Genomic DNA, 17725 nt, shown 5'->3' on the forward strand with positions numbered 1-17725 from the left:
CGTGATTCATGCGCGCAGCTCCTTGCCGGTCAGCTCCAGGAAGACGTCCTCCAGGGTGTGGCGCTCGACGGCTATCGCGTCGGGCATCACGCCGTTCTGGGCGCACCAGGAGGCGACGGTGGCCAGCAGCTGCGGGTTGACCTTGCCGTGCACGCGGTAGACGCCGGAGGCGGGCTCCGCCGCGGCGCTGTCGGCGGGCAGGGCCTTGAGCAGCGAGGCGAGGTCGAGTCCGGGGCGGCCGGTGAAGCGCAGGCTGTTCTCCGCGCCGCCGCGGCACAGCTCGTCGGGCGTGCCCTGGGCGATCACCCGGCCGCCGTCGATGATCGCGACATCGTCGGAGAGCTGCTCGGCCTCGTCCATGAAGTGCGTGGTCAGTACGGTGCTGACGCCGTCGGCGCGCAGTTCCCGTACGAGGTCCCAGGTGGCGTGCCGGGCCTGGGGGTCGAGGCCGGCCGTCGGCTCGTCCAGGAAGACCAGCTCGGGGCGGCCGACCACGGCCATCGCCAGCGCCAGCCGTTGTTGCTGGCCGCCGGACAGCCGCCGGTAGGGGGTCCGTCCGCAGCTGCCCAGGCCGAGCCGTTCGATGAGGGTGCCGACGTCGAGGGGGTGGGCGTGCAGGGTGGCGGTGTGCCGCAGCATCTCCTCGGCCCTGGCGCCCGCGTAGACGCCGCCGGACTGCAGCATCACGCCGATCCGCGGCCGCAGCGCCGCCGCGTCGGCGACCGGGTCCAGGCCCAGGACCCGCACCCGGCCGGCGTCCGGGCGGAGGTAGCCCTCGCAGGTCTCGACGGTGGTCGTCTTGCCGGCACCGTTCGGTCCGAGTACGGCGGTCACCGCGCCGCGGGCGACGGTCAGGTCGAGGCCGTCCACGGCGGTCTTGGTGCCGTAGCGCTTGACCAGGCCGGTGATCTCGACGGCGGGCTCGCGGCCGACGGGCCGGGGGGCGCCCCCCGGGGAGGTGCTGGGCATGCCGGGCAGTCTACGGAGAGTGGCAGGCATGCCTCCAATGGGGGCGTGGGCCCGGACCGGTGTCCGATTCCCCGGTCCGGCGGTGTGTGGCGAAACGGATTTCCGGCGGCCCGCGGGTCCGGTGCGGCCCCGCCGGTCCGGGGACAGCCGTGCAGGTCGGCACCGTGATCGATGTGCCGCGGGTACTTGAAATTAGGTAACCCTAAGTGATAGAGGCCACCCGTCCATGGCGCGGACGAGGCTTGAATCACTTTGACGAATTACGCAACAATGGCGTTGTGAAATACGCGAGCGAGGAAAAGGAAGGGCCCGAGGTCGAGCAGACCGACGGGCCGGCCGCCTCCGCGCCCGAGCAGACCGAGCGGCGGGGCCCCGCCCCGCAGGCTCCGGCGCCGCACGACGAACAGCAGGGCACCCGCAACAGGGTCGCCCGCTCCATCCTCGACCACGGGCCGTCCACCGCGGCCGAGCTGGCCCTCCGCCTGGAGCTGACCCAGGCCGCCGTCCGCCGGCACCTGGACGCGCTCGCCGCCGAGGGGGTCGTCGAGCCCCGCGAGAAGCGGGTGTACGGGACCCGCGGCCGCGGCCGCCCGGCCCGTGCCTTCGCCCTCACCGACTGCGGTCGGGACGCCTTCGACCAGGCCTACGACCAGCTCGCCTCCGACGCGCTGCGCTGGATCGCGCAGAGCGCGGGCGGCGGCGAGCAGGGCGAGGCGGCCGTCGCCGCGTTCGCCCGCGCCCGGCTCGCCGCGCAGGCCGAGGGCTACCGCGAGGCGGTCGATGCCGCCGAGCCGGCGGCCCGTACCGAGGCCCTTGCGAAGGCGTTGACCGCGGACGGGTACGCTGCTACGGCGCGCAGCGCGCCCAATCCCCAGCTCGGTGAGCAGCTCTGCCAGCACCACTGCCCGGTCGCCCATGTCGCCGAGCGGTACCCGCAGCTGTGCGAGGCGGAGACCGAGGTCTTCTCCCGATTGCTCGGGACCCATGTACAGCGCCTTGCCACCATCGCCCACGGCGACGGGGTGTGCACGACCTTCGTTCCGAAGGCCGGGGCCGGCAAGGCCGCTCACAGCACCGCACGCACCACCAAGACCACCACAGCATCTGCAAGCACGGCCGGGAGGAACCCCGCATGACGCTCCCCACGGAGACTGCTCACCCTGAGCTCGAGGGTCTGGGCAACTACGAATACGGCTGGGCCGACTCCGACGTGGCCGGCGCCTCGGCGAAGCGCGGTCTCTCCGAGGCCGTCGTCCGCGACATCTCGTCGAAGAAGAACGAGCCGGAGTGGATGCTCAAGCTCCGCCTCAAGGGCCTGAAGCTGTTCGACAAGAAGCCCATGCCGCAGTGGGGCTCGGACCTGTCGGGCATCGACTTCGACAACATCAAGTACTTCGTCCGCTCCACCGAGCAGCAGGCCGCCTCCTGGGAGGACCTGCCCGAGGACATCAAGAACACCTACGACAAGCTCGGCATCCCCGAGGCGGAGAAGCAGCGCCTGGTCGCCGGTGTCGCCGCGCAGTACGAGTCCGAGGTCGTCTACCACCAGATCCGTGAGGACCTGGAGGAGCAGGGCGTCATCTTCCTGGACACCGACACCGCGCTCAAGGAGCACCCGGAGCTCTTCCAGGAGTACTTCGGCACGGTCATCCCGGTCGGCGACAACAAGTTCGCGTCGCTGAACAGCGCGGTGTGGTCCGGCGGCTCGTTCATCTACGTGCCCAAGGGTGTCCACGTCGACATCCCGCTGCAGGCCTACTTCCGGATCAACACCGAGAACATGGGCCAGTTCGAGCGGACGCTGATCATCGTCGACGAGGACGCCTACGTCCACTACGTCGAGGGCTGCACGGCGCCGATCTACAAGTCGGACTCGCTGCACTCCGCGGTGGTCGAGATCATCGTGAAGAAGGGCGGCCGCTGCCGCTACACGACCATCCAGAACTGGTCGAACAACGTCTACAACCTGGTCACCAAGCGCGCCGTCGCCTACGAGGGCGCGACCATGGAGTGGGTCGACGGCAACCTCGGCTCCAAGGTGACCATGAAGTACCCGGCGGTCTACCTCATGGGTGAGCACGCCAAGGGCGAGACCCTGTCCATCGCCTTCGCGGGCGAGGGCCAGCACCAGGACGCCGGCTCCAAGATGGTCCACATGGCGCCGAACACCTCCTCCAACATCGTCTCCAAGTCGGTGGCGCGAGGCGGCGGCCGGACCTCCTACCGCGGTCTGGTCGAGATCGGCGAGGGCGCCGCGGGCTCCAAGTCCAACGTGCTGTGTGACGCCCTGCTGGTGGACACCATCTCCCGTTCGGACACCTACCCCTACGTCGACGTCCGCGAGGACGACGTGTCGATGGGCCACGAGGCGACCGTCTCCAAGGTCAGCGAGGACCAGCTCTTCTACCTCATGGCGCGCGGCCTGTCCGAGGACGAGGCCATGGCGATGATCGTGCGCGGCTTCGTCGAGCCGATCGCCCGTGAGCTGCCGATGGAGTACGCGCTGGAGCTCAACCGCCTGATCGAGCTGCAGATGGAAGGCGCGGTCGGCTGACGGCCCCGGCACACTCAACGACCGACGCGGCGGCCGTCCTGCGGGCAGGCCGAGGATCGCAACCAGAAAGTGAGCACTACGACAGCCATGGCTGAGGCTCAGAACATCCCGGCCGGTTCCACGACCACCGGCTCCCTTGCGGTGGCTGCGGAGTCCACCGTCGCCACCCGGATGAGCGCCCCGCCGTCCTACGACGTGGCGGACTTCCCGGTGCCGCACGGCCGCGAGGAGGAGTGGCGCTTCACGCCCCTCGCGCGCCTCAAGGGCCTGCACGACGGCAGCGCCGAGGCCGGCGGCCCCGACCTGAAGATCGACATCACCGCGCCCGAGGGCGTCACGCATGAGCTCGTCGACCGCGCCGACCCCCGGGTCGGCAAGGCCGGCAAGCCCGTCGACCGGGTCGCCGCCCAGGCGTACAGCTCGTTCGAGAAGGCGTCGGTGATCTCGGTCCCCAAGGACGCCCAGCTCTCCGAGCCGATCCGGATCACCGTCCACGGTGAGGGCGGCACGGCCTACGGCCACCAGGTCATCGAGCTCGGCGCGTTCGCCGAGGCCGTCGTCGTCATCGACCACACCGGTGACGCGGTGCTCGCCGCCAACGTCGACTACCTCCTCGGTGACGGCGCCAAGCTGACCGTCGTCTCCGTCCAGGACTGGGACGACCACGCGGTTCACGCGGGCCAGCACAACGCCCTGGTCGGCCGGGACGCGAGCTTCAAGTCCGTGGTCGTCACCTTCGGCGGCGACCTCGTCCGGCTGCACCCGCGGGTCACCTACGCGGCGCCCGGCGGCGAGGCCGAGTTCTACGGTCTGTACTTCACCGAGCAGGGCCAGCACCACGAGCACCGGCTCTTCGTCGACCACGAGGCGGCCAACTGCCGCTCCAACGTCGTCTACAAGGGCGCGCTGCAGGGCGAGGACGCCCACGCGGTGTGGATCGGTGACGTCCTGATCCAGGCCGCCGCGACCGGCACGGACACCTACGAGCTCAACCGCAACCTCGTCCTCACCGACGGCGCGCGGGTCGACTCGGTGCCCAACCTGGAGATCGAGACCGGCGAGATCGTCGGTGCCGGCCACGCCTCGGCGACCGGCCGGTTCGACGACGAGCAGCTCTTCTACCTGATGGCCCGCGGCATCCCGGCCGACGAGGCCCGCCGGCTGGTCGTCCGCGGCTTCTTCGCCGAGCTGGTCCAGCAGATCGGTCTCCCGGACGTCGAAGAGCGTCTGATGAGCAAGATCGAGGCCGAGCTGGAAGCGGCCGCGGCATGACGTACGTACGCGCAGCGGCGCTGAGCGAGCTGGAGGAGGACACCCCCAAGAGGGTGGAACTCGACGGCACGCCTGTCTCGCTTGTCCGCACCGAGGGCGAGGTGTTCGCGATCAACGACATCTGCTCGCACGCGAACGTCTCCCTCTCGGAGGGCGAGGTCGAGGACTGCTCGATCGAGTGCTGGCTGCACGGTTCGAGCTTCGACCTGCGCACCGGCAAGCCGAGCGGCCTTCCCGCGACGCGCCCCGTCCCCGTATACCCCGTAAAGATCGAAGGGGACGACGTGCTCGTCTCCGTCACCCAGGAGTCCTGAGTCACCCATGGCAACGCTTGAGATCCACGACCTGCACGTCTCCGTCGAGGCCGAGAACGGTCCGCGCGAGATCCTGAAGGGCGTCGACCTGACTGTGAAGCAGGGCGAGACGCACGCCATCATGGGCCCCAACGGCTCCGGCAAGTCGACTCTCGCCTACTCCCTCGCGGGTCACCCCAAGTACACGATCACCGGCGGCACCGTCACCCTCGACGGCGAGGACGTCCTGGAGATGTCCGTCGACGAGCGCGCGCGGGCCGGCGTCTTCCTCGCCATGCAGTACCCGGTCGAGGTGCCCGGCGTCTCGGTCTCCAACTTCCTGCGGACCTCCGCGACCGCGATCCGCGGTGAGGCCCCCAAGCTGCGGCTGTGGGTCAAGGAGGTCAAGGAGGCCATGGAGCGCCTCCAGATGGACCCCGCGTTCGCCGAGCGCAACGTCAACGAGGGCTTCTCCGGCGGTGAGAAGAAGCGCCACGAGATCCTCCAGCTGGAGCTGCTCAAGCCCGCCATCGCGATCCTCGACGAGACCGACTCCGGCCTGGACGTCGACGCGCTGCGCACCGTCTCCGAGGGCGTCAACCGCGTCCGCGAGACCGGCGAGGTCGGCACCCTGCTGATCACCCACTACACGCGCATCCTGCGCTACATCAAGCCCGACCACGTCCACGTCTTCGCCAACGGCCGGATCGCCGAGTCCGGCGGCGCCGAGCTCGCCGACAAGCTGGAGGCCGAGGGCTACGAGGCTTACACGAAGGGTGGCGCAACCGCGTGACACAGCTGCCGGGCCTCCTCGACACCGAGGCGATCCGTAAGGACTTCCCCATCCTGGATCGCCAGATCCATGACGGGAAGAAGGTCGTGTACCTGGACAACGCGGCGACCTCGCAGAAGCCGCGTCAGGTCCTCGACGCCCTGAACGCCTACTACGAACGTCACAACGCCAACGTCCACCGCGGCGTGCATGTGCTCGCCGAGGAGGCCACGGCGCTGTACGAGGGCGCGCGGGACAAGGTCGCCGCCTTCATCAACGCGCCGAGCCGCGACGAGGTGATCTTCACCAAGAACGCCTCGGAGTCGCTCAACCTCGTGGCCAACATGCTCGGCTGGGCCGAGGAGCCCTACCGGGTGGACCGCGAGACCGAGATCGTCATCACGGAGATGGAGCACCACTCCAACATCGTGCCGTGGCAGCTGCTCTCGCAGCGCACCGGCGCGAAGCTGAAGTGGTTCGGCATCACCGACGACGGCCGGCTCGACCTGTCCAACATCGACGAGGTCATCACGGAGCAGACGAAGATCGTCTCCTTCACGCTGGTCTCCAACATCATGGGCACGATCAACCCGGTCGAGACGATCATCCGCCGTGCCCAGGAGGTCGGCGCGCTGGTCTGCATCGACGCCTCGCAGGCCGCCCCGCACATGGTGCTGGACGTGCAGGCGCTGCAGGCCGACTTCGTGGCCTTCACCGGCCACAAGATGTGCGGCCCGACCGGCATCGGCGTCCTCTGGGGCCGCCAGGAGCTGCTGGAGGACCTCCCGCCGTTCCTCGGCGGCGGCGAGATGATCGAGACCGTCTCGATGCACTCCTCGACCTATGCGCCCGCGCCGCACAAGTTCGAGGCCGGTACGCCCCCGATCGCCCAGGCCGTCGGCCTCGGCGCGGCCGTGGACTACCTCACCTCGATCGGCATGGACAACATCGCCGCGCATGAGCACGCGATCACCGAGTACGCCGTCAAGCGGCTGCTGGAGGTCCCCGACCTGCGCATCATCGGCCCGAGCACGGCCGAGGACCGCGGGGCGACGCTCTCCTTCACGCTCGGCGACATCCATCCGCACGACGTCGGCCAGGTGCTGGACGAGCAGGGCATCGCGGTCCGGGTGGGACACCACTGCGCACGGCCGGTCTGCCTGCGCTACGGAATTCCCGCGACCACGCGAGCGTCGTTCTATCTGTACTCCACGCCCGCCGAGGTCGACGCCTTGGTCGAGGGCCTGGAGCACGTCCGTAACTTCTTCGGTTGAGACACGACAGACCGGTTGACCACGTACGGCGGATGAGGACGAGGACTGACTGAGCCGTGAAGCTGGATTCCATGTACCAGGACGTCATCCTGGACCACTACAAGCACCCCCATGGGCGCGGTCTTCGGGACGGCGACGCCGAGGTGCACCATGTCAACCCCACGTGCGGTGACGAGATCACGCTGCGCGTGCGGCTCGACGGCGCGACGATCGAGGATGTGTCCTACGAGGGCCAGGGCTGCTCCATCAGCCAGGCCAGCGCGTCGGTGCTCAACGAGCTCCTGGTGGGCAAGCAGCTCGGTGACGCGCAGAAGATCCAGGAGACCTTCCTGGAGCTGATGCAGTCCAAGGGGCAGCTCGAGCCGGATGACGCGATGGAGGAGATCCTGGAGGACGCCGTGGCGTTCGCCGGAGTCTCGAAGTACCCGGCGCGCGTGAAGTGCGCGCTGCTCAGCTGGATGGCCTGGAAGGACGCCACGGCCAAGGCCCTCTCCGAGGAGGCGAAGACCGCATGACCGACACCCCGACCACCACGAAGCCTGCCTCCGAGGAGGAGGTCCGCGAGGCGCTGTACGACGTCGTGGACCCCGAGCTGGGCATCGATGTCGTCAATCTCGGGCTGATCTACGGCATTCACGTCGACGACGCCAACATCGCCACCATCGACATGACGCTGACCTCCGCGGCCTGCCCGCTGACCGACGTCATCGAGGACCAGGCGAAGTCCGCCACGGACGGCATCGTCAACGAGCTGAAGATCAACTGGGTCTGGATGCCCCCGTGGGGCCCGGACAAGATCACCGACGACGGCCGCGAGCAGCTCCGCGCCCTGGGCTTCAACGTCTGAGAGACGCGCCCGACAGACGAGCCGAAACGGCCGTGCCCCCGGAAAACCCGGTGGGCGCGGCCGTTCCGCCGTTCCGGGGCGCGCCCGGCCGGCCCGTGGAAGCGTGGCCGGAATTCGATGTGTACTACCGTACGCAACGTTGTGTACGGTCGTACGCATGGGCTATCTGACGCTTGCCGGGGCGATCCTCTCCGAAGTGCTCGCCACCACCGCGATGAAGTACAGCGACGGCTTCAGCAGGCTGTGGCCGTCGGTGGCGACGGCGCTCGGGTATCTGCTCGCCTTCGCGCTGCTCGCCCAGACGCTCAAGTCGATGAGCGTGGGGACCGCGTACGCCATCTGGGCCGGGGCCGGGACGGCGATGATCGCGGCGATCGGGATGGTGTTCCTGGGCGAGAGCACCAGTGCGCTGAAGGTCCTCGGTCTGCTGCTGGTGATCGCCGGTGTCGTGGTGCTGAACATGGGCGGGGCGCACTGATGGCCCGGCGCTACGACCCGGACCGGCGGCAGCGGATCATCGACGCGGCGATCACCGTGGTCGGCGAGCGCGGGATCGCCGGGCTCAGCCACCGCTCGGTGGCCGCCGCGGCGGATGTCCCGCTCGGCTCGACCACCTACCACTTCGCGTCCCGGGACGAGCTGCTGATCGCCGCGCTGCGGCAGGTCAACGGCGTGTGCCTGGCCGAGTTCGCGAGCTGGGTCGACGGGATCGACCCGGCGGTGCCACTCGCCGAGGAGGTCGCCCGGCTCGTCGAGGACACCCTGGCCGGGGACCGCTCGCGGATGGAGCTGGAGTACGAGCTGTACCTCGCGGCGCTGCGGCACGAGGCGGTGCGGCCGATCGCCGCGGAGTGCCTGGACGAGATGGTGCGGCTGCTCGGACGGCGGATCGGCGACGTCCGGACCGCGCGGGCCGTGGTGGCGTTCACCGACGGGCTGGTGCTGCAGCATCTGCTGACCGGGCAGCCCTTCGACCCCGCGTCGGTACGGGCAGGGCTGGCCGGGGTGCTGGGCTGAGCCGGCGGCCCCGCCGCTCGTCGCCCTGCCGTCCGCCGCCCCGTTGGCGCGCCGGGCGCACCCGCGCGAGCGGCGGGGTGCGGCCCCGTGACCCGGCCCGATCGCTGAGACCGGTTCGCCTCGGTGGGTGCCCTCCGGTTAGGTTTCGAACATGACCGATGCTGCTTCCCCCCGTACGACCGGCGCCGTCGCCGCCGGGCTCGCCACCGTCACCTCCGACGGCACCGTTCTCGACACCTGGTTCCCGGCGCCCGAGCTGGTCGCCGCCTCCTCCGCGGACCTCGGCCCGGCCGGCACCGAGCGCCTGGACGACGCGCGCGCCACCGAACTGCTGGGCGCCGCCGTGCTCAAGGCGATCGGTCCCGACCCGGTCCGTGAGGTCGAGGTCGTCGCCGTCCGTACGGTCATCGCCTCCCTCGACGACAAGCCGCTGGACGCCCACGACGGCTATCTGCGCCTCCACCTGCTCAGCCACCGGCTGGTCAAGCCGCACGGGCAGAACCTGGAGGGCCTGTTCGGCCTGCTGTCCAACGTCGCCTGGACCTCGCTGGGTCCGGTGGCCGTCGACCGCGTGGAGACGGTGCGGCTGAACGCCCGTGCCGAGGGGCTGCATCTGATGGTCACCGGCATCGACAAGTTCCCGCGGATGACGGACTACGTCGCGCCCGCCGGCGTGCGGATCGCGGACGCCGACCGGGTGCGCCTGGGCGCGCACCTCGCGGCCGGGACCACCGTCATGCACGAGGGCTTCGTCAACTTCAACGCCGGGACGCTGGGCACCTCCATGGTCGAGGGCCGGATCAGCGCGGGCGTCGTCGTAGGCGACGGCTCCGACATCGGCGGCGGCGCCTCCACCATGGGCACCCTCTCCGGCGGCGGCAAGCAGATCATCTCGATCGGCGAGCGCTGCCTGCTCGGCGCCGAGTCGGGTATCGGCATCGCGCTGGGCGACGAGTGCGTGGTCGAGGCCGGGCTGTACGTCACCGCGGGCACCCGGGTCACGCTGCCCGACGGCCAGATCGTCAAGGCCCTGGAGCTCTCCGGCGCGGACCACATCCTCTTCCGCCGCAACTCCACCACCGGCGCCGTCGAGGCCCGCCCGAACAAGGCGGAGTGGGGCGGCCTCAACGAGGTGCTGCACAGCCACAACTGAGCGGACACGGTCACACCGACGGCCCGGCGGGACACCCGCCGGGCCGTCGGCGTCGACGCCCCCGTCCCGGTCCCGGCCGGACGCCGATAGGCTTGCGCCATGCGTGATCTTGTAGCGGGGATGCGGTATCTGGGCAAGGGGCAGCGCTGGGTCGCCCAGCACGGCCGGTGGTGGGGCTTCGGACTGATTCCGGCGCTGATCGCGCTGGTCCTGTACGCCGGGGTGCTCGTCGCGCTCGCCATCTGGTCCGGCGACATCGCGGCCTGGGCGACGCCGTTCGCCGACGGCTGGGACGAGCCCTGGCAGGGGCTGCTGCGCGGGGTGTTCGTGGCGCTGCTGTTCGCCGGCGGGCTGATGCTGTCGGTGCTGACCTTCACCGCGGTCACCCTGCTGATCGGCGACCCCTTCTACGAGTCGCTGTCGGAGAAGGTCGAGGAGTCCGAGGGGCAGTGCCCGCCGTCTCCGGACCGGCCGCTGTGGCAGGAGATCTGGATCGCGCTGCGCGACAGCGTCCATGTGCTGCTGCGGGCCGCCGGCTTCGGCGTCCTGCTGTTCGTCCTCGGGTTCGTGCCGTTCATCGGACAGACCGTGATCCCGGCCATCGGGTTCTGTGTCTCCGGCTTCTTCCTCGCCGTCGAGCTGACCTCGGTGGCCATGCAGCGCCGGGACATCCCGGTGCGCGAGCGGCTCCGGCTGCTGCGCGGCCGCAAGGCCCTCGCGGTCGGCTTCGGCACTCCGATCGTGCTGCTCTTCCTGATCCCGTTCGTCGCGGTGGTGCTGATGCCGGGCGCGGTCGCCGGTGCGACGCTGCTGGTCCGGGATCTGGTGCCGGGCCCCGAGGAGCCGTCGGAGCCGGAGCGCGCGCAGGCCGCCGGACCGGACGGGGCCCCGGCTCCGCACGGGCAGCCGGGAGCGCCGGCCGGCTTCGGCCCGCCGCCCGCGCCCTTCCCGCCTAACCAGGGACCGGTGCCGGCACCGGGGTATCCGCATCCGCAGTCCGGTCCAGGGTCGTCCGCAGCGCGTCCGCCAGCCGGCTGGTGAGGTCGGCGTCCGCGGGCAGCAGCGGGCCGCGGACCGGTCCCGCGGGCAGCCCGAGGTGCTGGAGCAGTGCCTTCGCGGTGACCGTGCCGGGGGCCTCCCCGCCGGTCACCGCCTCGATGAGCGGGATCAGCGCGAGCTGGCGGCGGGCCGCTCCGGCCGTGTCGCCGGCGTCGTAGGCGTCCAGCAGGGCGCGCACCGCCCGGGGCGCGGCGTTGCCCGCGGTGCTGATGCATCCGGTGCCGCCGAGGGCCCGGAGCGGCAGGATCTGTTCGTCGCAGCCCGCGTAGTAGGCCAGGTCCGTCGCGGCCAGCACCTTCGCGGACTTCAGCAGGTCGTAGCCGCAGTCCTTGACCGCGCTGATCCGTGGATGGGTGGCCAGCCGGAGCAGGGTGGCGGCGGTCAGCGCGGTGCCGGTGCGGCCCGGGATGTCGTAGAGCATCACCGGCAGCCCGGTGGCGTCCGCGACGGTCCGCAGATGGTGGCTGACGGCTTCCTGGGTGGGCCGCGAGTAGTACGGGGTGACCACCAACAGGCCGTGTGCGCCCGCCCGTTCGGCGCCGCGGGCCAGGGCGACGGTGTGCCGGGTGTCGCTGGTGCCGACGCCCGCGGTGATCCGCGCCCGGTCGCCGACGGCCTCGGCCACGGCCCGCAGCAGGGTCTCCTTCTCGGCGTCCGTCGTGGTCGGGGACTCCCCGGTGGTGCCGCTCAGCACCAGGGCGTCGCAGCCGCCCTCGTCGACGAGGTGGGTGGCGAGCCGCTGTGCGCCGTCCGGGTCGAGCGCGCCGTCGGCGGTGAACGGGGTGACCATGGCGACCGCGAACCGTCCGAAGAGCGGCGCGGGGGTGCGGGAGGGGGACACGGGGTGCGTGCCAGGAGTGTGAGGGCGCCTCATATGTCACGTCCACTTAGTTGTGCTGGGTGATGTGTTGAGCAGCGCTACGTCCGTCGGTCCGGAAACGCGAAGCGGCCGCCGCACCGTCCGGTGCGGCGGCCGCTCGGGCATCACAAGCCCATCACGCGTCAGTCAGGCCGTTCCGCGAACGCTTCAGGTCCTGGGTCCGCTCGGAAGCGGACTCCTCCGACGACTTCGGCTTCCGCTGGTCGGCGCGCCGCTCGGCGGCGCGGTCCTTGTTGCCCGACTTACGGTTCTGGGACTTCGGCATGATGACTCCCTAATGTCTCGCCGAATGGTGCTTACCTGCCCAGTACCGCACCCCCGGAGCCGGTTGGCCCCCGGGCGTGGGCCGGACGGGTGACGGGGGAGTCACCGCCGGTGACCCTTCGCCGGGCTACGGCCGGACCCGCAGCACCTGCGGGTCGTGGTCGCTGGCCTGGTCGGCGTACTCGGCGTTGAGGTGCACGATGTCGTAGTCGGCCCGGGTCAGCGGGCGGCTGGTGAGCATGTGGTCCAGTACCTGCGAGTTGCCGCTGTAGACGTAGCCGTAGCGCTCGGCGGCCGGCAGCCGGTTGACCTGGTCGGTGAGCACGCCCCCGGCGGTGAGGGCCTTGAGGGCCGGCGAGAACTGGTAGTCGTTGAGGTCGCCGGCCGCCACCACCGCGGCCTTCGGGTCCTTGGCCAGCAGCTCCTTGACGAACTGGTTGACCAGCTTGGCCTGTGCGGTGCGCTGGGTCTCCGAGCTGCGGACCGGTGGCTGGAAACGGCTGTCCAGGGCCTGGTCGCCGCCCTTGGAGTTGAAGTGGTTGGCGATCACGAACACCCGGCTCCCCGGGCGGCTCTTCAGCGAGAACTGGCCGACAAGGGGCTTGCGGCTGTCCTTCCACGCCGGGTCGGCCGGCGCGATCCGGCCCGGGGACGCGGACAGCGCGGCCTTGCCGTGGTCGCCGACGACCTTCACCGGGGTGGTGGCGTCGCCGCCCTTGACGTCCGTGAACGAGGCCCGCTCGGGGTTGAACAGGAACGCCACCCGGATGTTGCCGCCGGGCTGGCCGCCGTCCTCGTCGTTGGCCGGGTCGATCTGCCGCGCCTCGTACGCCGGGCCGCCGGCCGCCTTGATCGCCTCGGTGAGCTTCTTGAGGGTCTCCCCGGCGGTGACCACGCCGTTGTCCTTGGTGCCGCTGTCGTCCTGGACCTCCTCCAGCGCGACCACGTCGGGGGAGGCGAGGTGCTCCACCAGCCCCTTGGCCAGCCGGTCGAACTTGGCCTGCGGGGTGCTGGGGGAGAGGTTCTCGACGTTGTAGGTGGCGACCGCCAGCTCGTCGGACTTCTGCTTGCGGGTCTTCTCCGGCTCCGGGCCGTGGTCGGCGAGCTTGCCCAGCTCGGTGGCCTGGAGCGTGTAGCCGCCGAAGTTGTCGTAGTCCAGCGGCCCGGCGGTGGTGCCGGTCAGCGCGTCGCCGACATCGGCCACCGGGAACGGCTGCTGCGCGAAGGGGATCAGCGACGCCAGCTTGATCCGGCCGCCGTTGGGGTCCCCGTAGGAGCGGTAGAGCGTGCCGCCGCGGGCGGTGCGGTGGTGCCTCGGCTCGGCGGTCATCCACAGCTCGTGGTGGGTGTTGGTCGGCCCGACGACCGGGGCGTCGGAGACCGCGACGCGCATGCCCTCCAGCGACTCGTAGCGGTCCAGCGCGTACGAGGTCGGGCGCAGCTTCAGGGACTCGATGCTCTTGCCGTCCGCGTCGGGGGCGTAACGATTCGGCACCGAGGACGGGCGGAGCTTGAAGGCGGCCGGCAGCGGGGCGTCGGCGGACTCCGTCTTCCAGGTCGCGTCGGTGATCTCGGTGACCGACTGGAGGCCGGCGTCCTTGCCGCCGGGGTAGTACTCGCTGACCGTGCCGGAGAAGGTGACCGCGTCACCGACCGCGACCTTCGGCGTCTCCTTGCCGGTGTAGACGAAGACCGCCTCGCTGGTGGCCGGGTTCTTGTCCGGGTGCGGGTCCTGCACCCAGAAGCCGCGCGCCGAGCCGAACGAGCGGATCGCGGTGACCGTGCCGGGAACGTCGCTGACCTGCTGTCCGGCCAGCGGGGATATCCGGGTGCTGCCCTGGATGTCGTGGATGCGGGCACCGGACGCGGACGCGGACTGCGTGGTGGCCAGCAGCCCGCCGGCCAGGGCGGCGCAGACCACCGCGCCGGCGGTGGCCGTTCTGCGGAGCGAACGACGGGACGGCATGTATGCCTCCGAGAGGTATGGGGGGTGGCTGGGGCAACGTGAGTACGGAGCCCGACCGAGGCGCGCTACGCGCGTCGATCTGCGTCAATCTCTTGCGCACGTAAGGGAGTTGTCAAGCTTCTGCGGGTAACCGGAGGGGGGCGCGGGGGTGAACCGTCCGAGATACGGAGAATTCCGTCTACGCTTGGGCGGCGCACACCCCAGCTACCGCTGGGAGTCCCCCAGCCGTAGTCCGTCCGAGGAGCTGAGCACCCGATGTCCGCAGACCGCCCCACCCTGCCGCCGGTGCGGCTGCACTCCGAAGCGGAGCTGGCCAGGGACGCGCTGAGCGCCCCCCTGATGGCCCGCGCCGCGAAGCTCGCCCGCTGGGCCGAGCGCGGCGTGCCGGTCGGCGTCGGCGGCCAGATCCTGGAGGAGCCGCTGGCCGAGGCCACCGCCCACCTCGGCCTGACCGGCGACGAGGACGGCCCCGCCTACGCCGCCGAGGCCTGGCAGCTCGCGGTGGACACCGGACTCGTGGAGATCACGGAGACCGAGGAGAGCGAGGACGGCGCCGACCTCGCCGACGACGCGGCGGCCGGTGTCGCCACCACCGGCGAGGAGCTGGGCCTGCTCACCTCCGGCGGCCCGCAGGACGTCCTCGACATCTGGCTCGGCGGCATGGAGACCGTGCTCGCCGACGCGGCCGCCCCCGACCTCGCCGACCTGGCCGACCAGCTCACCGAGGGCGGCGAACTGGACCTCGACGCGCTCGACTGGAACCCGGAGGAGGAGGCCGAGCTGCTGGACGGCATCCTCGGCAACCTCTACCTGCTCACCGCCCTGAACGAGCGCCCCGACCAGGACGTCCCGCTGCCCGCGCTGGCCGCCTCCATGATCGTCCCGGACGACATGGACGAGCCCACGGACGACGTCCTCGAAGAGGTCTCCGAGGCGATGATGCGCCTGGACGACCAGTTCCGGCTGCTGGAGCCGATCGGTCTGGTCGTCTACCGGCCCGTCGACGAGGCCCTCATCGAGGAGCTGGACGAGGACGGCGAGACGGTCCTCCCCCGGAGCCCCGGCGCGAACGGCGACGAGCCGCTCACCGACGAGGACGTCTCCCGCTACGGCCTGGTCCGCCTCACCCCGCTCGGCGTCTACGCCGTCCGCGCCCGGATGCTCGACGCGGGCGTGCACGCCCCCGCCGTCGGCGACCTCACCGACAAGGGCGCCGACGTCCTCCTGGACGCGCTGCCCGACTACCCCGAGGCGCTGGCCCAGGCCGAGTCCGAGCTGTGGCTCGCCGCCCGGACGTCCCCGGACGCCGCCCGGGACCTGCTCACCGCCGCCCGCGGGGACGACGAGCGCGCCCCGCGGCGCCGGCTCGCCGCCCAGCAGACCCTGTCGCTGGTCTCGCCGGACGCCGAGGCGGCGCTGCGCGAGGTGCTCGACGACCGGCAGCTCGGCGGCCTGGCCCGGGTCTGGCTCGCCGAACGCGCGCTGCCCGGCATCCCCGAGCCGTCCCAGGAGATGATCTTCTGGCTGACGGTGGACACCATCGCGGCGCAGCTGGACAGCGCCGGCGAGGACGCCGCGGACGAGCTGCGCGACCTGGTGCAGGGCCTGACCGAGCAGCACAGCGGGTTCTTCGACACCGCCTGGCGGGTGGACCACCCGGCCACCGCCGACGTCCTGGAGGCCATGGGCCGGCTGCACCCGGACAAGAAGGCCGCCAAGGAGGCCCGCAAGGCCGCGTTCAAGGCGCGCTCGCGCCAGTCCGGCTGAGCGGACCGGGCGGTTTCGGCCATGCCATGGGGCGTGTCCGGCGGAGCAGGGCAGTGACCTGATCCGCCGGACACGCCCCAACTGCTTCCCGGATGTCGCATCGCGTTCAACTGGAGTTCGACGGCGCACGAGAGCGTGTGCCCGCAGGCACAGGGGAGAAGAAACCGGCCATCCAGGAGATGACAATGCCGCTCACCCGCAGAGACTTCGCCAAGCGTTCCGCCCTCACCGGTGCGGGCGTCGCACTGGCCGGCAGCGTCGGCGTGCTGGCCACCGCGCCCGGAGCCATCGGCGAGGAGGTGCCGGACGGCGCGGCGGACGGCACCGGCTTCGGCTACGGCCCGCTGGTCGCGGACCCGGACGGCATCCTCGCGCTGCCCGCCGGGTTCTCGTACCGGATCATCACCCGGACCGGGGTCACCAAGCTCGACAGCGGCGAGTCCACCCCCTCCAACCACGACGGCACCGGCACCTTCGAGGGCCACCGCGGCACCACCCTCCTGGTCAACAACCACGAGCTGAAGGGCCCGCGCGCCGACTGGCCGCACCCGGTGCCGCTGACCGAAGGGCTGGTCTACGACCCGGCGGCCTCCGGCGGCTGCACCGTCGTCGAGGTCGCCAAGGACGGCAGCCCGGTCGGCGAATGGGTCGGCGTCGCTGGTACGTCCACCAACTGCGCGGGCGGCACCACCCCGTGGGGCACCTGGCTCACCGGCGAGGAGACCGAGGACAAGGCCGGCGAGCACGGCATGACCAAGGACCACGGCTACGTCTTCGAGGTCGACCCCCACGACCGCCGGGCCGGCCGCGACCCCAAGCCCCTCAAGGCGCTGGGCCGTTACGCCCACGAGGCCGTCGTCGTCGACCCCCGGCGCGGCCACCTCTACCTGACCGAGGACGCCTCCGGCCCCAACGGCCTCTTCTACCGCTGGACCCCGCCGCACGGCTTCCGCCACGGCCGCGGTCAGCTGCGCTCGCTCGCCGCCGACGCGGGCGTGCTGGAGGCCTTCAAGTGCTTCGACTCCGGCGGCCGGTTCGTCGACGACCTGTCGCGCGCCACGAAGACCGGCACGGTCTACGGCGTCGACTGGGTCGAGGTGCCCGACCGTGACGCGCGCAGCGTCTCGGTGCGCAAGCAGTTCAAGGACACCGAGGTCACCCGCGCCCGCAAGCTGGAGGGCCTGTGGTGGGCGGACGGCGGCGCCTACGTCGTCTCCTCCTACGCCCGCGACGAGAGCCCCGTCCAGCACGACGGGCAGGTCTGGTTCTACGACCCGCGGCGCCGGACCCTGACCCTCAAGGTGCTGCTGGGCGTCAACCCCGACCCGTCCAGGGACGGCGCGCTCGACGGCCCCGACAACATCACCGTCTCGCCCTACGGCGGGCTGATCATCGCCGAGGACGGCGAGGGCGTCCAGCACCTCTTCGGCGCCACCGACGACGGCCGCACCTACCCGATCGCCCGCAACGAGCTGAACATCGGCACCGCGTCCGAGCCCGAGTTCAGCGAGTTCACCGGGCCGGTGTTCTCCCCGGACGGCCGCACGCTGTTCGCCAACATCCAGGAGCCCGGCCTCATGCTCGCCATCACCGGGCCGTGGAAGCGGCAGCGCCGCCAGCGGTAGGGCACGCCCCGGC

18 protein-coding genes are annotated in these 17725 nt (G+C 71.2%); 14 read left to right on the forward strand and 4 right to left on the reverse strand.

Features of this window, described 5'->3' with window-relative positions; genetic code table 11:
• Positions 1–6 precede the first annotated feature (6 nt).
• Positions 7–969: an ABC transporter ATP-binding protein gene (locus tag ACWC9R_RS13360; RefSeq protein WP_450731246.1), complete on the reverse strand. Its 963-nt coding sequence runs from the start codon at positions 967–969 to the stop codon at positions 7–9.
• A gap of 278 nt (positions 970–1247) precedes the next feature.
• On the opposite strand from ACWC9R_RS13360, the gene ACWC9R_RS13365 reads away from it, so the two are divergent.
• The 12 genes from ACWC9R_RS13365 (at position 1248) to ACWC9R_RS13420 (ending at position 11192) form a co-directional block, all read left to right on the forward strand.
• Positions 1248–2105: a helix-turn-helix transcriptional regulator gene (locus tag ACWC9R_RS13365; protein WP_450731248.1), complete on the forward strand. Its 858-nt coding sequence runs from the start codon at positions 1248–1250 to the stop codon at positions 2103–2105.
• On the forward strand, positions 2102–3523 hold the full coding sequence (gene sufB / locus ACWC9R_RS13370; RefSeq protein WP_362612291.1) for a Fe-S cluster assembly protein SufB: 1422 nt from the start codon (positions 2102–2104) through the stop codon (positions 3521–3523). The genes ACWC9R_RS13365 and sufB overlap by 4 nt, the downstream gene beginning before the upstream one ends.
• 87 nt (positions 3524–3610) lie before the next feature.
• Entirely contained in the window at positions 3611–4795 is a 1185-nt protein-coding gene (sufD, locus tag ACWC9R_RS13375) for a Fe-S cluster assembly protein SufD (protein ID WP_393365902.1), read from the forward strand.
• The gene (locus ACWC9R_RS13380; RefSeq protein WP_030086270.1) at positions 4792–5109 is read left to right on the forward strand and encodes a non-heme iron oxygenase ferredoxin subunit; all 318 of its coding nucleotides are present in this window, start codon (positions 4792–4794) and stop codon (positions 5107–5109) included. The genes sufD and ACWC9R_RS13380 overlap by 4 nt, the downstream gene beginning before the upstream one ends.
• Positions 5110–5116: 7 nt before the next feature.
• Positions 5117–5881, forward strand: coding sequence for a Fe-S cluster assembly ATPase SufC (sufC, locus tag ACWC9R_RS13385; protein WP_367800141.1), 765 nt, complete (start codon positions 5117–5119; stop codon positions 5879–5881).
• Positions 5878–7134, forward strand: coding sequence for a cysteine desulfurase (locus tag ACWC9R_RS13390; protein ID WP_450731250.1), 1257 nt, complete (start codon positions 5878–5880; stop codon positions 7132–7134). The genes sufC and ACWC9R_RS13390 overlap by 4 nt, the downstream gene beginning before the upstream one ends.
• 56 nt (positions 7135–7190) lie before the next feature.
• Positions 7191–7649: a Fe-S cluster assembly sulfur transfer protein SufU gene (sufU, locus tag ACWC9R_RS13395; protein ID WP_159747321.1), complete on the forward strand. Its 459-nt coding sequence runs from the start codon at positions 7191–7193 to the stop codon at positions 7647–7649.
• A complete protein-coding gene (locus ACWC9R_RS13400; RefSeq protein ID WP_086718002.1) occupies positions 7646–7981 on the forward strand; it encodes a metal-sulfur cluster assembly factor in 336 nt (111 codons plus the stop codon). The genes sufU and ACWC9R_RS13400 overlap by 4 nt, the downstream gene beginning before the upstream one ends.
• Before the next feature lie 157 nt (positions 7982–8138).
• On the forward strand, positions 8139–8459 hold the full coding sequence (locus tag ACWC9R_RS13405) for a DMT family transporter (protein ID WP_450731253.1): 321 nt from the start codon (positions 8139–8141) through the stop codon (positions 8457–8459).
• Positions 8459–8998 (forward strand): TetR/AcrR family transcriptional regulator, encoded by a 540-nt coding sequence (locus ACWC9R_RS13410; protein WP_450731255.1) that lies wholly within the window; start codon positions 8459–8461, stop codon positions 8996–8998. The genes ACWC9R_RS13405 and ACWC9R_RS13410 overlap by 1 nt, the downstream gene beginning before the upstream one ends.
• A gap of 151 nt (positions 8999–9149) precedes the next feature.
• Complete coding sequence (gene dapD / locus ACWC9R_RS13415) at positions 9150–10151, forward strand: 2,3,4,5-tetrahydropyridine-2,6-dicarboxylate N-succinyltransferase (protein WP_393365897.1); 1002 nt, start codon at positions 9150–9152, stop codon at positions 10149–10151.
• A gap of 99 nt (positions 10152–10250) precedes the next feature.
• Entirely contained in the window at positions 10251–11192 is a 942-nt protein-coding gene (locus ACWC9R_RS13420; RefSeq protein ID WP_450731257.1) for an EI24 domain-containing protein, read from the forward strand.
• Here the strand turns inward: ACWC9R_RS13420 and dapA are convergent.
• The 3 genes from dapA to ACWC9R_RS13435 all read right to left on the reverse strand — a co-directional run bounded on the left by dapA (position 11104) and on the right by ACWC9R_RS13435 (position 14320).
• Complete coding sequence (dapA, locus tag ACWC9R_RS13425) at positions 11104–12084, reverse strand: 4-hydroxy-tetrahydrodipicolinate synthase (protein ID WP_450731259.1); 981 nt, start codon at positions 12082–12084, stop codon at positions 11104–11106. The two genes, ACWC9R_RS13420 and dapA, sit on opposite strands and share 89 nt — an antisense overlap.
• 121 nt (positions 12085–12205) lie before the next feature.
• Positions 12206–12355 (reverse strand): hypothetical protein, encoded by a 150-nt coding sequence (locus ACWC9R_RS13430; protein ID WP_167511565.1) that lies wholly within the window; start codon positions 12353–12355, stop codon positions 12206–12208.
• Positions 12356–12481: 126 nt separating this feature from the next.
• A complete protein-coding gene (locus tag ACWC9R_RS13435; RefSeq protein WP_450731260.1) occupies positions 12482–14320 on the reverse strand; it encodes an endonuclease/exonuclease/phosphatase family protein in 1839 nt (612 codons plus the stop codon).
• Positions 14321–14575: 255 nt separating this feature from the next.
• Between ACWC9R_RS13435 and ACWC9R_RS13440 the strand changes: the two genes are divergently transcribed.
• Both ACWC9R_RS13440 and ACWC9R_RS13445 read left to right on the forward strand, forming a co-directional pair.
• Complete coding sequence (locus ACWC9R_RS13440; protein WP_450731262.1) at positions 14576–16087, forward strand: hypothetical protein; 1512 nt, start codon at positions 14576–14578, stop codon at positions 16085–16087.
• A gap of 185 nt (positions 16088–16272) precedes the next feature.
• Positions 16273–17712, forward strand: coding sequence for an alkaline phosphatase PhoX (locus ACWC9R_RS13445; RefSeq protein ID WP_450731263.1), 1440 nt, complete (start codon positions 16273–16275; stop codon positions 17710–17712).
• Positions 17713–17725 lie beyond the last annotated feature (13 nt).

The sequence above is a fragment of the Streptomyces sp. NPDC001219 genome (genome assembly GCF_053597915.1).